The 15,686-nt window shown below is 33.8% G+C and carries 12 protein-coding genes and 1 tRNA gene; all 13 read right to left on the bottom strand.

The window, feature by feature from the left end; genetic code table 11:
- Positions 1 to 54: 54 nt before the first annotated feature.
- Positions 55 to 1,431, bottom strand: a complete 1,377-nt coding sequence (gene murD, locus AB8S09_RS05820; protein WP_369868673.1) for a UDP-N-acetylmuramoyl-L-alanine--D-glutamate ligase — start codon at positions 1,429 to 1,431, stop codon at positions 55 to 57.
- Positions 1,432 to 1,897: 466 nt separating this feature from the next.
- Positions 1,898 to 3,289 (bottom strand): glycine--tRNA ligase, encoded by a 1,392-nt coding sequence (locus AB8S09_RS05825; RefSeq protein WP_369868674.1) that lies wholly within the window; start codon positions 3,287 to 3,289, stop codon positions 1,898 to 1,900.
- A gap of 312 nt (positions 3,290 to 3,601) precedes the next feature.
- Positions 3,602 to 3,676 (bottom strand) — tRNA-Asn (locus AB8S09_RS05830).
- A gap of 88 nt (positions 3,677 to 3,764) precedes the next feature.
- Positions 3,765 to 5,273: a lysine--tRNA ligase gene (lysS, locus tag AB8S09_RS05835; RefSeq protein ID WP_369868675.1), complete on the bottom strand. Its 1,509-nt coding sequence runs from the start codon at positions 5,271 to 5,273 to the stop codon at positions 3,765 to 3,767.
- A gap of 16 nt (positions 5,274 to 5,289) precedes the next feature.
- Positions 5,290 to 5,769, bottom strand: a complete 480-nt coding sequence (gene greA, locus AB8S09_RS05840) for a transcription elongation factor GreA (protein WP_294182933.1) — start codon at positions 5,767 to 5,769, stop codon at positions 5,290 to 5,292.
- Positions 5,770 to 5,898: 129 nt separating this feature from the next.
- On the bottom strand, positions 5,899 to 6,690 hold the full coding sequence (locus tag AB8S09_RS05845) for a hypothetical protein (protein ID WP_369868676.1): 792 nt from the start codon (positions 6,688 to 6,690) through the stop codon (positions 5,899 to 5,901).
- A 93-nt stretch (positions 6,691 to 6,783) separates the two neighbouring features.
- Entirely contained in the window at positions 6,784 to 7,746 is a 963-nt protein-coding gene (gene dusB / locus AB8S09_RS05850) for a tRNA dihydrouridine synthase DusB (protein ID WP_294182929.1), read from the bottom strand.
- Positions 7,746 to 8,534, bottom strand: a complete 789-nt coding sequence (locus AB8S09_RS05855) for a type III pantothenate kinase (protein ID WP_294182928.1) — start codon at positions 8,532 to 8,534, stop codon at positions 7,746 to 7,748. Before AB8S09_RS05855 ends, dusB begins: the two co-directional genes overlap by 1 nt.
- A gap of 171 nt (positions 8,535 to 8,705) precedes the next feature.
- Positions 8,706 to 9,089 carry a thioesterase family protein gene (locus AB8S09_RS05860; RefSeq protein WP_294182926.1) on the bottom strand — a complete coding sequence of 128 codons (384 nt, stop codon included), beginning with the start codon at positions 9,087 to 9,089 and terminating at the stop codon, positions 8,706 to 8,708.
- A gap of 141 nt (positions 9,090 to 9,230) precedes the next feature.
- Entirely contained in the window at positions 9,231 to 11,033 is a 1,803-nt protein-coding gene (gene ftsH / locus AB8S09_RS05865) for an ATP-dependent zinc metalloprotease FtsH (protein ID WP_369868677.1), read from the bottom strand.
- Positions 11,034 to 11,115: 82 nt separating this feature from the next.
- Complete coding sequence (gene hpt, locus AB8S09_RS05870; protein ID WP_294182922.1) at positions 11,116 to 11,661, bottom strand: hypoxanthine phosphoribosyltransferase; 546 nt, start codon at positions 11,659 to 11,661, stop codon at positions 11,116 to 11,118.
- Positions 11,662 to 11,665: 4 nt separating this feature from the next.
- Positions 11,666 to 13,054 (bottom strand): tRNA lysidine(34) synthetase TilS, encoded by a 1,389-nt coding sequence (gene tilS, locus AB8S09_RS05875; RefSeq protein WP_294182920.1) that lies wholly within the window; start codon positions 13,052 to 13,054, stop codon positions 11,666 to 11,668.
- A gap of 178 nt (positions 13,055 to 13,232) precedes the next feature.
- Entirely contained in the window at positions 13,233 to 15,620 is a 2,388-nt protein-coding gene (gene spoIIE, locus AB8S09_RS05880; RefSeq protein WP_294182918.1) for a stage II sporulation protein E, read from the bottom strand.
- Positions 15,621 to 15,686 lie beyond the last annotated feature (66 nt).

Below are 15,686 nucleotides of genomic sequence, written 5' to 3' on the forward strand. Positions count from 1 at the left end.
TCTTGCATCACGATACCCCAGGCAAAGTTGCACTATAAAACTATATCTGTTCACTTAAAGTTCACTCACTATTTTTTTAAAGTTTCTACCTCTGACTTCGAAGTTTGGAAACATATCAAAGCTAGCACAAGCCGGAGAAAGAGTAATAATATCTCCTTTGTCCGCCAATTGTCTTGCCCTTTCAACCGCCTCGCGTAAAGAATCAACCATTGTTATTGGTACCTCTACTCCTTTTTCATCTTTCAACTTGTCAAAAGCCCCTTTTATTTTATACTTTGTGTCTCCCATAAGTATCAAAGCTTTTATCTTCTTATACCCTTCTTCCGCCAAAACATCAAATGGTATCTTTTTATCATATCCACCTGCTATCAATATGACAGGTTTTTCAAAGGCCCTGAGTCCAGCTAACGTTCTTGTAGGGCTTGAAGCAATGGAATCATTGTAATATTTTACTCCGTCTACAGTTTTGACAAATTCACATCTATGTTCCACACCCTGAAAATCAAGAGCTACTTTTCTCATATCTTCAACATCTACGTAGTCTTCCACTGCACAAAAAGCCGCTAAAAAATTTTCGACATTATGCATGCCCCTGATTCTAACTTCCCCTATTTTGCATACCTCATCATCATCTATATATAAATTATTATTCTTCAAATATCCACCTTTATTCAAAATCCTTTTGCTGCTAAACTGCCTAACACTCCCTGGAGCTTCTGATACCATGGAATTCACTATATCATTCTCCCTATTTAATACGAGCAAGGAATTTTTATCCTGGTACCTAAATATATTTTTCTTTGCATTTATATACTCCTTCATATCCTTATGAATGTCCAGATGATTTGGGCTAATATTTGTGATAACTGCAATTTCAGGTGATACATCCATGGTCATCAACTGAAAACTTGAAAGTTCCAACACAACTTTATCCTCATTTTTCATTTTATCTATTTGTGGAAACAGAGGGGTACCTATATTGCCTCCAACCCATGTTTTATATCCATGATTTCTTAAAATATTATAGATAATAGTTGTAGTTGTAGTCTTGCCGTCGCTCCCGGTTACACCATACACCTCGGCAGGACAGTATTTAATAAATTCCTCCATCTCAGAGGTTATATATGCACCCTCCTGTTTAGCTTTTGCAAGATACGGATTATCTATTCTCATAGAAGGAGTTTTGAATATTACTTGAAAATCATTTAAATTATGAAGGTAATCTTCACCCAATACAAGTTTTACATTCTTTTTCCTGAATTCTTCTGCTATCTCCCCTAATTGACTTTCATTTTTCTTATCAAAAGCAGTGACTTTAGCACCCAAACTCAATAAAAAATCAATCAAAGGTCTGTTGCTCACACCTATACCTACTACAGCTGTCTTTTTATCCTTTATAAATCTTCTAAACTCTTCAAAGTTCTTTTTCATAAAATTACCTCCACATCAAGACTGTTACAACAATTTAATTTATATTTTGATTATATAATAACATAACATATTATAAAATAATATACCTTAATTTAAACAAGCCTAGAACAGTGTCATAGATTATAAAATGGCTATCATATCAGCAGTATCAACTGCTTAGAAGAAATTTGTCGATTATAGTCTAAATTGTGAGAAAATATTTAATTTAACAACTTTATTGTTGACTATTGAAAATTATCATATCACTATGTTATACTATGATTGTGCCGTAAGGAAACATTAATATAATTCCCCAAGTTTTAATTAAACATATAACATATCCCCATGATTAAACCCTAATTTGCCGAATAACTTTTGTTATTCGGTAAATTTTTTATTCAAATTTATCCACGGCTACCTGCCCCAATACTGCCGGCTTCTACAAGTGGCAGATAAGGGCAGCTGCGCCCCTGGATACGGTATACAATCAAAATTTTATTTTTTCCTCAATAAATCCCTTTAGCTCTTCTATCTTGACTCTAATTTGTTTCATTGTATCTCTATCTCTTATAGTAACCGTATTATCCTTTATAGTGTCAAAATCTATGGTTATACAATAGGGAGTCCCAATTTCATCTTCTCTTCTATATCTTTTACCTATACTTCCTGTTTCATCATAATCCACATTAAAATCTTTCTTTAGCATATTATAAACTTCAAGAGATTTTTCTGATAACTTTTTGCTGAGACAAAGTACTGCTGCTTTATATGGTGCTATTGCAGGGTGAAAATGTAATACTGTTCTTACATCTCCCCCTTCCAGCTCTTCTTCATCATAGGCATCAGTTAAAAAAGCAAGTACTGCCCTGTCTGCCCCTACGGAAGGTTCTATACAGTAAGGCACATATCTTTCTTTAGTTATAGGATCCATATAAGTCATGTCTTTTCCCGAATGATTCTGATGCTGTGTCAGATCATAGTCCGTTCTATCCGCTATTCCCCAAAGTTCTCCCCATCCAAAAGGAAATAAATATTCAATATCTGAAGTAGCACTGCTGTAATGGGAAAGCTCTTCCTTACCATGGTCTCTAAATCTTATATTTTCCTCTTTTATACCAAGATTCAGTAAAAATTTCCAGCAATAATCCTTCCAATAACGGTGCCATTTTAAATCACTTCCAGGTTTACAGAAAAATTCAAGTTCCATCTGTTCAAATTCTCTAGTTCTAAAAATAAAATTACCCGGAGTTATTTCATTCCTAAAAGCTTTGCCTATCTGGGCTATACCAAAGGGAATTTTTTTTCTGGATGTTCTCTGAACATTTCTGAAATTTACGAATATGCCCTGGGCCGTCTCGGGTCTCAAATATATTTCCGATTTTGAGCCTTCCGTAACTCCCTGAAATGTTTTAAACATAAGATTAAATTGCCTTATATCAGTAAAATTCTTTTTCCCGCAATTAGGACAAACCACATCATTGTCTTCTATATATTTTTCCAGTTTTTCATTGCTCCATCCATCTGCACTGGCTTTTTCTACTCCCTTTGAAGTCATATCCTGTTCTACCAATTTATCTGCTCTAAATCTAGATTTACATTCTTTACAATCCATAAGAGGATCAGTAAAATTTCCCACATGTCCTGAAGCTACCCAAACTTCACTGTTCATAAGTATTGCACAATCTAAACCCACATTGTGTTCATCCTCATAGACAAATTTTTCCCACCATGCCTTTTTCACATTATTTTTGAGCTCAACTCCAATAGGGCCGTAATCCCAAGTATTTGCAAGTCCTCCATATATATCTGATCCAGGATAAACAAATCCTCTATTCTTAGCCAAAGCCACTATTTTATCCATAGTCTTTTCAAAAGCCATACTACAATTTCTCCTTTCCAAATTAAATTATTGTAATACAAATATATTTTAAGGTATAAAAAAAGAGCTCTTTACAAAGGGACGAATTAATTCCGCGGTTCCACCCTATTTAGCACAAGCTCATCTTTCACATCTCCAGCTCAAAAGCTCCCATGGTAAAAATTTCGTTGTTTGCACCTGCCACAACTTCTCTTTAGAAATTCACAATACCATTTTTCTTCATCATAGCTATCCTATTAAATTTTAAGTTACCCACATCTGCATATACATAGTAGGATTTATAAACACCAATCTGGTTAAAATTAAACAAAATGGCTCCGTGGAGAGGGCTCGAACCTCCAACCCTTCGGTTAACAGCCGAATGCTCAACCATTGAGCTACCACGGAACAATTTACATATATCATTATATCATGTAATTTCAAAAATGCAATAGGAGGATTTTCAGCTAATCCTCCTAAAATATAAATCTATTTATCACTGCTGATTTGGCTTCATAGTCGGGAAAAGTATCACATCTCTTATAGAATAGGAATCTGTCAGAATCATTATAAGTCTATCTATTCCCACTCCCAGTCCTCCAGTTGGAGGCATTCCTATTTCAAGTGCATTTATAAAATCCTCGTCCATCATATATGCTTCATCATCGCCCAATTCTCTTTCCTTTAATTGCTGCAAAAATCTCTCTTTCTGCACTATAGGATCATTCAGTTCTGAATAAGCGTTGCAGATCTCCCTTCCAAATACAAAGCCCTCAAACCTTTCAGTAAATTTATCATTTCCCCTCTTTTTTTTAGTCAAAGGAGATATTTCCACTGGATAATCCATGACAAAGGTAGGTTGAATAAATTTTTCCTCACAAAATTCTTCAAACAGGGCATTCAATATGTCTCCCTTTGTACAATTTTTTAATTCTTTTTTTAACTTAATATCCTTATCGCTGGCAATTTTCCTAGCTTCATCATCATCTTTTATTTCACTAAAATCTATTTTTGCAAACTTTTTAACTGCATCTACCATAGTAATTCTATTCCAAGGCGGCTTAAAATCTATTTCAGTACCCTGATACATAACCTTGGTACTTCCCAGTACCTTTTCACAAATATAAGCTACCATATTTTCAGTCAGCGACATCATATCATTGTAGTCCACAAAAGCCTCATATAATTCCATAGATGTATATTCCGGATTATGCCTTATATCCATGCCTTCGTTTCTAAAACATTTCCCTATTTCATATACTTTTTCAAACCCTCCAACTATCAATCTCTTTAAATATAGTTCAGTTGCAATTCTCAAATACATATCTATATCCAATGTATTGTGATGAGTTATAAAAGGCTTTGCAGCCGCTCCTCCAGCTATAGATGAAAGTATAGGGGTCTCAACTTCTATAAAATTTCTGTCATCCAAGAATTGCCTCATGGCCTTTATTATAGCTGTTCTCTTCAGGAAAGTGTCCCTAACTCCCTGATTTATTATCAAATCCACATATCTCTCTCTATATTTCAGATCCGGATCTTTCAGTCCATGCCATTTTTCTGGAAGAGGCTTAAGAGATTTAGATATAAGTTGAAAATTTATAATACGAATTGTTATTTCCTCAGTTCTGGTTTTAAATACCCTGCCTGTTATAGATAAGATATCTCCTATATCATAAGATTTATATTCTTTAAGTTTATCTTCTCCTACATCATCTATTTTTATATATAACTGAATTTTTCCATATCTGTCATATAAATCTGAAAACCCAGCTTTGCCGTGAACTCTCTTTGACATCAGCCTTCCCGCCACAGTTACACTTTTTCCTTCCAGAGTTTCATAGTTATCCCTTACATCTTTTGAAGTATGAGTCCTTTCCACTTTATAAACTTCAAAGGGATCCTTCCCCTGTTTTCTTAAGGATTCTAATTTTTCCAGCCTTTCCTTCATCAATTTGTTGGCATTTTTTTCCATATTATGTATATCTTTTTCCTCATTTGTCATGAATAATACCCTCCAATTATCTTCTCACGCTCAGTATTTTATATTTACTGATACCATCCGGTATTTGTATTTCAAGTATATCGCCTACTTTTTTACCAACTAATCCTTTACCTACGGGTGATTCATTCGATATTTTATTATTAGCAGGATCGGCTTCGGCAGATCCTACAATCAAATATTCAACTTCTTCATCAAATTCATAATCTTTTACCCTTACAATAGAACCTATACTGACTACATCCGGTGGTACTTCATCCTCATCTATTATAGTAGCATTTTTTAGCATATTTTCAAGTTGAACTATTCTTCCCTCTACAAATGCTTGTTCATTTTTAGCACTATCATATTCTGAATTTTCACTCAAATCCCCAAATGAAAGAGCTGTTTTAATTTTCTCAGTGATCTCCCTTCTCTTAACCGTCTTTAAATTCTCTAGTTCCTGCTCAAGTTTAATCACTCCCTCATAGGTCATTACATATTTTTTTGGCATGCTCATTCCGTTCTCCCCTTTAATAATTTATATAAAATTCTAACATATCCCAAATATTATTATCCATCCCAATTATCATTTAGGTAATTATAAAACAGCAGTATTGTCTTGTCAATAAATAAATTATACCTGTCTTTACAAAGTCAACTCATCTCTATCAAACTTTATTTTATTTAAAAATATGCCATTGGAACACAGTGCCTTCTCCACATTTTTTTCACCCAGTTGACAGAGTATAGACCCTAGGAGTTCAAAGGGCATATTATCATATTCAAAATCCCAGGGTATCTTATATTCAATATCATTAACCATAATATCACTTTTAAGGCAGGGTCTATAACTGTTGTCTAAGTACCATATATATGCTTTATTTCCTACATTGATTTTCTCAGAAGTTATAATAAAATCCGCATTTCCAAAAGAAAAATCTAAATCTGAAGTAACTATGGGCGTTACTCCATAATTTGCTGTAATGTACTGTCTTATTTTATTTATTTTTACAATATTTTTAGAAAGTAGAACTATGAATTTAGCCTCTTTAGCTAAAAAACATATAGTGTCAAACAAAATAGGTTCTGAAGCATCATAAACAACCATACAGCTGTGCCTTATACTTTTCTTTCTATTTCTAAGTATTATCTTTGAACTCATCACAATACTAAAAGCCATCAATTCTCTTTGAAATCTATTGTAAAGATTATAATCCAAATATCTATAAATTTTAGGCGCCAGCTGTATATCTTCTATTTTAGATATTTTCTGAGCTCTCAAAATATTATTTCTATAAGAATCGGCATTGATATTAAGTGGAAATTTTACAACTTCAATTTTAATTCCAAGCTCTTTTATGAAAAGTTTTTTCTTAATTCTTATTTTGAATCTATCTTTTATTTTTCCCAAAAAGCTATTGTCATTATAAAACATCATTTTATCAGATTTGGCATATAAAATGGATTTCAAACTTACCGCCTTTTTCTGAATTACTTATGATAATATTCTATTCTGCTGCCAAATCAAAAATTACAGCAGGCATTTATATTCATCCAAAATTTCAAATACTCTTTCACTACATTTTTCATAATTTATTTTATCTTTTATTTCCTTGCTGTTTTTCAACCCTTTTATATACCAAGCTACATGCTTCCTCATTTCCTTCACTGCTCTCTCTTCACCATTGAAATGGATTGATTTTTTATAGTGTCTTATACACATATTCACTTTATCTACAGGTGTAGGATATTCTACAGGACAGTTATTCTCATACTGAAATATCTGTTTAAATATCCACGGGTTTCCCATAGATCCTCTTCCGATCATTATCCCATCGCACTGCGTTTTGCTAAAAATTTCAACTGCATCTTCCACTGTAAATATATCCCCGTTACCTATAACTGGAATCTTAACTGCCTTCTTTACCCTTTCTATTATGTCCCAATTAGCCTTTCCGCTATACATCTGAACACTAGTTCTGCCATGGACAGTTATTCCGTCTGCTCCAGACTGTTCCATAAGTTTTGCAAAATCTACCGCGTTTACATTATTACTGTCAAATCCGATTCTCATTTTCACGGTAACAGGTTTTAAGGAAGCTTTTTTCACTTCCCTTACTATTTGTGACGCAAGTACTGGGTTTTTCATGAGGGCAGATCCGTCTCCATTTTTTACAATCTTAGGAGCCGGGCATCCCATATTTATATCAACAAGGAGAACTTTTTTATTGTTGTTAAAAAAATCACATGCTTTAGCCATTATAAGAGGATCACTGCCAAATATCTGAACTCCTACAGCCTTCTCTCTTGGAGAAGTCAAAAGCATATCCTGAGTTTTTTTACTTCCGTAGAACAAGGCTTTGGCACTTATCATTTCTGTATAGGCAAATCCACACTTCATCTCACTGCACAACTCTCTGAATGCCCTATCCGTAACGCCTGCCATTGGAGCCAAAAATACATTATTTCTAAATTCCAATCCTCCTATTTTCATCAGGACACCGGCTTCTTATTCTTATCATAAATTACTCTAAGACCTGTCAATGTAAGTATGGAATCAATTATATCTATAGATCCAGAACCTTCCTTTATAAGTTTGGCAAGACCACCAGTAGCTATTACAAATGGCTCTTCTTCCCCTAAATCCATCATTTCTTTTTTCATTCTTTTTACTATGTAATCCACTTGACCAATATATCCATAGACCAAACCTGCCTGTATACTGGATACAGTGTTTTTACATATAACTCCAGGCGGTTTTACAATTTCCACTCTTGGAAGTTTAGCTGCCTTTTCGAATAAAGCATCAGAAGATATTTTTATACCTGGACATATAGTTCCTCCCAGGTAATCCCCTCTAGCTGTAACCGCACAAAATGTCGTAGCTGTTCCAAAATCTATGATAATTACAGATCTTTTGTATATCTCATGAGCAGCAACTGCATTTACTATTCTATCTGCCCCCACTTCTCTTGGATTATCATATCTTATATTTATTCCAGTTTTTACTCCCGGACCAACTATAATAGGAATAACTTGAAAATATTTTATTACCATATGTTCTAATGAATACATTATATTGGGAACTACAGAAGATATAATAGAGCCTTTTATATCAGAAGGATTCAATTTGCTTTGTAAGAATAACTCCATTACCTGAATTCCATATTCATCAGCCGTCCTTTTATCATCTGTGGATAATCTCCATACTGAAATGAGATCGTCGGCATCATATATTCCCAATACAATATTAGTGTTACCCACATCCAAAACTAAAATCACTCGAAAACACCATCTTTCTAAATAAAATTAGTAGATCATTTTATTCATAATATACATAATTCTAGAGCAGCTTTAAAAACTGCTCTAGAATTACATCAATGCTTACCTAAAATTATAACTTAATTGTATCAATAAAATCATATTTGTCAAGATCAAACAGCATAAGGCATTTTATTGTACTTTTTTCATAAAATTCTCGCTGTTTACTATATATCTAACATGGGATCCCTCTCCAATCTTACCCTTGTCGTCCCAAGTCTCAACTTTAAAAGCTAACTTTTTTCTATCAATTTTTTGAAGAACTGCCTCACATTTTACCTTTGCACCTACTGGCGACGGTTTAAGGTGCTTTATGTTTATTTCTATTCCCACTGTAGTGTATCCTGAAGGCAAATGAAGATCCACACAGCTTTTACACGTATTTTCAATCAGGGCTATCATAGCTGGTGTAGCAAATACATTCAAATCGCCAGAACCCATTTTTTTTGCTGTATCGTTTTCGGTTACCTGTATTTTCTTAGTAGAGGTAACACCCTCTTTTAGATTAAATTCCACTATAATCATCCCATTTCATATAAAATATACAAATTTATTATATCACTGTTGTTCAAGTTTTAAAATACATCATTTTCAACTTGTAGCCAAAGAAAAGGACTATTACATAAATTTGTGTAGTAGCCCTTTCATATCACTAAATCAAGCCTGAGCAAAAACTTCTTCAAACTCATCAGCTTCAAGTTTCTCTTTTTCCAGAAGCTTCTCAGCCACAGCCCTCAGTCTATTCATATTTTGCGAAAGAAGCTTCTCAGCCTTATTATAACCTTCATCTATCAGTTTTCTTATTTCCTTATCTATCTCGAAAGCCACTTCTTCGCTATAATTTTTTCCCTTTCCTAAATCTCTTCCTAAAAACACTTCATCATGGCCTGAGCCAAAAGCAATAGGTCCAAGATCACTCATTCCATAATCCATTACCATTTTCCTAGCTATAGTCGTAGCCCTTTCAATGTCATTTTTAGCCCCAGTACTTATATCACCAATTACTAGCTTTTCAGCAACTCTTCCCCCCAGAAGGCCTATAATCTCATCTTCTAGTTTTGATTTTGACATATAGACACTGTCTTTTTCGGGAAGATGCATGGTATATCCACCAGCCATTCCTCTGGGTACTATACTTATTTGATGAACTGGATCCGAATTAGGTAAAAGCTTCATGACCACTGCATGACCTGCTTCATGATATGCAGTAAGTCTCCTGTCTTCTTCATCAATAACCCTACTTTTTTTCTCAGGTCCCGCTATTACTCTGGTCACTGCTTCTTCCAGATCATCCATCCCAATTATAGTCTTATTTTTTCTGACCGCTAAAAGGGCGGACTCATTCATGAGGTTTTCCAAATCAGCACCAGTAAACCCCGGTGTACGCTTTGCCAGGACATCCAATTTCACTTCATCGGACAAATGCTTGTTTCTGGAATGGACCTTCAATATTGCTTCTCTTCCCTTTACATCCGGTGCACCTACCAGTATTCGCCTATCAAATCTACCCGGTCTCAAAAGAGCAGGATCCAATATGTCAGGTCTATTTGTAGCGGCTATCATTATTATACCCTCATTAGCTCCAAATCCATCCATTTCAACAAGAAGCTGATTTAGGGTTTGCTCTCTTTCATCATGTCCGCCGCCAAGTCCAGCTCCCCTCTGTCTGCCAACTGCATCTATTTCGTCTATAAATACTATACAAGGTGAATTCTTCTTTGCCTGCTCAAACAAATCTCTTACTCGTGAAGCACCTACACCTACAAACATCTCTACAAAATCAGAACCAGATATACTGAAAAACGGTACTCCTGCCTCCCCAGATATAGCCTTAGCCAACAATGTTTTTCCTGTTCCTGGAGGGCCTACCAGCAGTACTCCTTTAGGTATTCTAGCTCCCATTTCTATATATTTCTTAGGCTGCTTAAGAAAATCCACTATCTCTGCCAATTCTTCTTTTTCTTCATCTGCTCCTGCCACATCTGCAAAAGTTACCTTCTGTTTGTCCGGCGATGCCATCTTAGCCCTGCTTTTCCCAAAATTCATAACACTCCGGTTCCCTCCACCTCCTTGCGATTGCTGCATGAACATGAACCAAAATGCTACAAGCATAAGTATCACAAGAACTGTAGGCAAATATTGAACCCACATGGGCATCGTAGATGGTTTAACATACATCTCCTGAACTTCACCGTCTCTAGGATGCTGTCCTATAAACTGGAACAATCTTTCAGATGGAACTACAGTCTCATAAGGTGTTCCATTTTTTAAGCTGCCCTGAACTGTCATTTTATCTTCTCTAAGCTGAAAACTTTTTATATCGTTGTTCAACCAATCTTTTTGAAAATCATTAAAAGTAATAGATACTGAATTATTATCGGTTCTCAATAACAATAATGCAGCAAGAATTACCAATATAAAAACTATAACCCAGGCCGTTGCGCTTGAAAATTTTTTCATTAAAGGCCCCCCTCTCTTTCCAGTTTAATACCGTAAAATTGTATCATAAGTAATATCTCTTTACAATAATTTTTAATTCTATCTATTTATAAACTTCCTCCTTTAATATACCAATATATGGAAAATTTCTATATTTTTCTGCATAGTCTAATCCATATCCCACTAAAAAGTAATCGGGGACTTCAAATCCTATATATTTGGCTTTGACATTGACTTTTCTTCTTACAGCCTTATTTAAGAGAGAAGCTATTTCTATACTTTTAGCCTTTCTACCCTTTAAATAATCAATTAAATATGATAAAGTCGTACCTGAATCTATGATGTCTTCAACTATCAACACATATTTATTTTCTATTTCATAATCCAAATCCTTTAAAATCCTAACAACACCTGAACTTTCAGTAGAACTTCCATAGCTAGAAACTGCCATAAAATCCATGGTGCATGGAATGGTTATTTCTCGCAGTAAGTCTGCCATAAACGGAACTGAACCTTTCAATATACCTACTAGCATTAGATCTTTGCCATCATAATCTCTGCTCACTTTTTTCCCTATTTCCCTGACTTTTTGTCTTATTGTCTTTTCATCAAGTAAAACCTCTTTGATATCATCACTTATATTGCTCATAATATTATAGTTCCCCACTTTCAAATTCTATAGCTAAAATAATTTTACTATTTCTATCGACTTTAAAAAGTTCACTTATTCTATAACCAACTACCCATCCAACTTTATCCCCGAAACATATCAGTGGGACATTATCTCTTTCTTCCCTAGGTATTTTTAAATCTATAAAAAGGTTTTTTAGTTTTTTATTTCCTGTCATCCCAAGTGGTATTATTCTATCCCCCTTTTTTCTATTCCTCAATATTATATCTCCCTGTATCTTATCATAGTCAAAATACTGAATAAATTTATTTTGGCCACTGTGTAAATAACTCCTTTTATTAGTTAAATTCAAATAAATCTTTGAGTTAACATCTGAAATACAATTACATCCAATTTTCAATTTATATTGTTTGAGACAGGACATACTTGTTTTTATACTGTTTTTCCTTATTATCATATTTCCATAGCTGTTAACTGCCAAAATATTATTGGGAAGCATTAGTTCCTTACCTGTATGATGTTTTTGAATTTTAATTACATTAAAAATATGAATTCTTTCAAAATCCTTTAAACTCCCAGCTACACTTCTTAATGAAAACCTAATTATCCTTGTCAATATAGCCTTTTGTTCTAAAAATGCCTCCTTAGATATTATAACCTTTTCGGGCTTTATATCACAATATTTTTTGAATTTTTCCCTTGAAATATATTCTAGATAATCATTATCAATCTTTATCGTATCCGAAAATCTATTTAATACCTCAATTATATTTTCATTAAAATTTTTACGTATATAGGGTATAAGTTCTAATCTTATTTTATTTCTGGAAAACACATTTTGAAAATTAGTCTTATCAATCCTAGGTTGGAGGCCATTTTTATCACAATATCTTTCAATTTCAGCTCTTGTAGTATGTATCAACGGCCTTACAAACACATCATCTCTTACAGGTCTTATTCCAGTAAGTCCATCCAGTCCAGTTCCTCTTATAACCCTCATTAAAATAGTTTCCGCCTGATCATTGGCATTATGGGCTATAGCTATTTTCTGGGCTCCAAGTTCGCTTTTAAGTTTTTTAAAAAACTTATATCTTTCTTCTCTTCCCGCACTTTCACAAGATATGTTCTTTTCTCTGGCCACATTATTTATATCTATTTTTAAGCTTCTAAAACCAATTCCCAAATTTCTACAAAAATTTCTTACATATGATTCATCTTCATCAGCTTCACTGCCTCTAAGACAATGATTTACATGAGCTGCAACCAGTGCTATATTTAATTTTTTGTGCAAGACATACAATATATGTAAAAGGCATATAGAATCTGGTCCCCCCGATACAGCTACTATCACTTTATCATTTTCATCAAACATTTTATTTTCCTTTATAGTCTTCAACACAGATTCTATCAAGACAAGCACTTCCTACATCTAAAAATCTAAATTATATAATATATTATTATATTATACCATAAATAAAATATCTTTTGTCTTTAAATAATTATACTACTTATTTAGGCTGTTGATTCACCATAGATCATCAACAGCCCAATTTCCTATTATTAGATTAGGAATTTTATTATGTTTTTTATCAATAAAGGCTATATACTTTCTCGACTACTACTGTCATGTCATCCTTCACTTTTCCCCCGGATATTTCTTTAGCTTTGTCAATTATAACCTGGCACATTTCCTTCGGATCCGTACAATCCAATTTTCTTAAGAATTCCACCATCCATTGAAAGTTGCCCGTAGAACCGCTATCGCAGTCAAGCACTCCATCACTTACCATAACTATAAAATCTCCGTTTATTATTCTTTTATCGGTTATGTCTATATCTGGTTTATCCAATATCCCAATGGGAAGAGTCTTGGATCTTATAACTATAATATCATCTCCTCTTTTTATAAAACTAGCTGCTGCACCCATTTTTATGAAATTTATTTCTCCCTCATACAGATCTATGCTGCTCAAGTCCAGAGTGGAAAACTTCTCGTCTTCATTAAATTTAATTCCCATGATAGAATTTATGGTATTGATTGCCGTCATCTTTTTAAATCCCGAACCGGTAAATTTTTTTATAAGCTCAACAGTAGCACTGCTTTCTTGATCTGCCTGGGGTCCAGATCCCATTCCATCACTTATTATTGTCATATATGTCCCATCTGACAATTCACCAAAGCTATAGTTGTCCCCATTATATTTTTCTCCATCCTTACAATTTCCGCTTACGCAGGCAGATATGTGATATTTGGGCATTTCTTTAAAAATTATACTGCAGGTACCTACAGAATAATCTATATTGCACTCACTGTTGCTCACACACATCAATTTACCTGAAACATTATTTATAAGCGGCAATACATCTTTCACACACTGCTGCTTTCCACCACAAGCTTCCATAGAGAGATTTACAATCAAGTGGTCCCTTTCGTCATTAAAACAAAATACATCCATGTAATGGATATTTCCCTTGTTTAAAATTCTGCGAATATCATTTTCAACTTTAGAATTAAACTTTATATTAGAATGAAAATCCTCCGCTATTTCTGACACTGTATCACCCATATTTTTTATTTGGGAGGCCAGAAGTTCCCTGCATTCCCCCAATCTTACCCTCCACATTTCATCTATAATGTAATTATTTACAATTTCCTCAGTATTTTTCATTAAAAAAGTCCTCTGAATGCATTTTCTCTGAATTTCTTCCGGTATATATTTTTTATTTTCCTGAAAGTTCTGTATCAATTCTGCAAATGCATTATAGGTATAAAAAGTCTCTCTTCTCCAGCACATGGACTTCATGTCACAGCTTGTACAAACTCTATCGGCTAAGTTTTCTATAAGAGCGCTGCTTTTATTTTTCATCGCCAATTTATCGTTTTCAGCCAATTTAGCTAAAACAGATGACATATTACCAAGTACACTGGAAAAATTATTTAATTTCTTGGTAAAAATAGCTTTGATCTTATCTGCATAATTTTCTTTTAAATGCCTTTGCTTTTCCTGGCAATCCAGTTCCAATTCCAATTTTTTATATATTTTTTTAGGTATGGATAGAAATACAATACAACTTATGATTACTTCTACAATTTTAAACTCGGCACCTATATTAGAATACATTTTTAATACAGCAAAAGTAACAATATAAGCTGAAGCGCTAAACAATTTACCCGTCTCCCTAAATACACCCGATATTAGGCCGCATAATCCATAAACTGCAATATAAATTATAACATTATTGGAAGTAACTCCTATAATAGCTCCCATTGCCACTCCTGCCGCAGCACCTGAAGTGCTTCCCTTTACATAACCTAATATGAGGATAAAACTTAAAGCTATTGTATTCCTAAGAGATATTCCGCCTATACTGCTTCCCCAAGTTCCGGCTATAATCAAAGATATGGTTATAGCCATACTAATTATTTCTTCGCTGCTGTACAGATGTCGAGTTTTTGATTTTTTAAAACATATTATAGAGTAATTGATAATATAATATAATGAGAAAACACACGTAACTTCAAAAACAGAATTAAGAGCAGCTACTCCAGCAGTTAACTTAACTACAAGAAACTTATAAAAAAGAAATTCTAAAAATGTAGCTGAAAACAGAAAAACAAGTTTTTTGTTTCTATCAACGCCCTTTAGAATATAATTTAAAAAGGCTAATGTAACAATTATCGTGCAATACATTGGTAAATATTTTACATTTCCATATATAGATATGTACCCGAGAAACGTGCCGGTGGCAGCCATCAGTGAAGGCACCTGTTTTTCACATACCGCTATGGATATGAAAAATGCTATCCCAAAAGGTGCCATAAGATTTACCATCATAACCCTTCCCACCAAGAAACCTGCTAAAAAGTAAAATGCCAATTCAATAATGGAATCCAAATTTTTAAATTTGCTTTTTTTCCTTTCACAACCTATCTTTTTTGTCCGTTGATAAGGAAAAACCTCCGCTCTATATTGCAAAAATATCACCTCACTATATAAAATCACTTTCTTTATTATAGCAGTCTCTTATGGAAATAAATGTCA

It is taken from the genome of Clostridium lapidicellarium (assembly GCF_041224415.1).
GTDB classification, from domain to species: Bacteria; Bacillota; Clostridia; order Clostridiales; family Clostridiaceae; genus Clostridium_B; species Clostridium_B lapidicellarium.

Coding starts and splice junctions, on each gene's coding strand:
- AB8S09_RS05825 (WP_369868674.1), bottom strand. CDS start 3,289: ATGGCTTTTGAAAAGACTATGGATAAAATAGTGGCTTTGGCTAAGAAT.
- hpt (WP_294182922.1), bottom strand. CDS start 11,661: ATGAGCAATATAAGTGATGATATCAAAGAGGTTTTACTTGATGAAAAG.
- dusB (WP_294182929.1), bottom strand. CDS start 7,746: ATGAAAATAGGAGGATTGGAATTTAGAAATAATGTATTTTTGGCTCCA.
- lysS (WP_369868675.1), bottom strand. CDS start 5,273: ATGACAAATGAGGAAAAAGATATACATAATATGGAAAAAAATGCCAAC.
- AB8S09_RS05845 (WP_369868676.1), bottom strand. CDS start 6,690: ATGATGTTTTATAATGACAATAGCTTTTTGGGAAAAATAAAAGATAGA.
- ftsH (WP_369868677.1), bottom strand. CDS start 11,033: ATGAAAAAATTTTCAAGCGCAACGGCCTGGGTTATAGTTTTTATATTG.
- greA (WP_294182933.1), bottom strand. CDS start 5,769: ATGAGCATGCCAAAAAAATATGTAATGACCTATGAGGGAGTGATTAAA.
- murD (WP_369868673.1), bottom strand. CDS start 1,431: ATGAAAAAGAACTTTGAAGAGTTTAGAAGATTTATAAAGGATAAAAAG.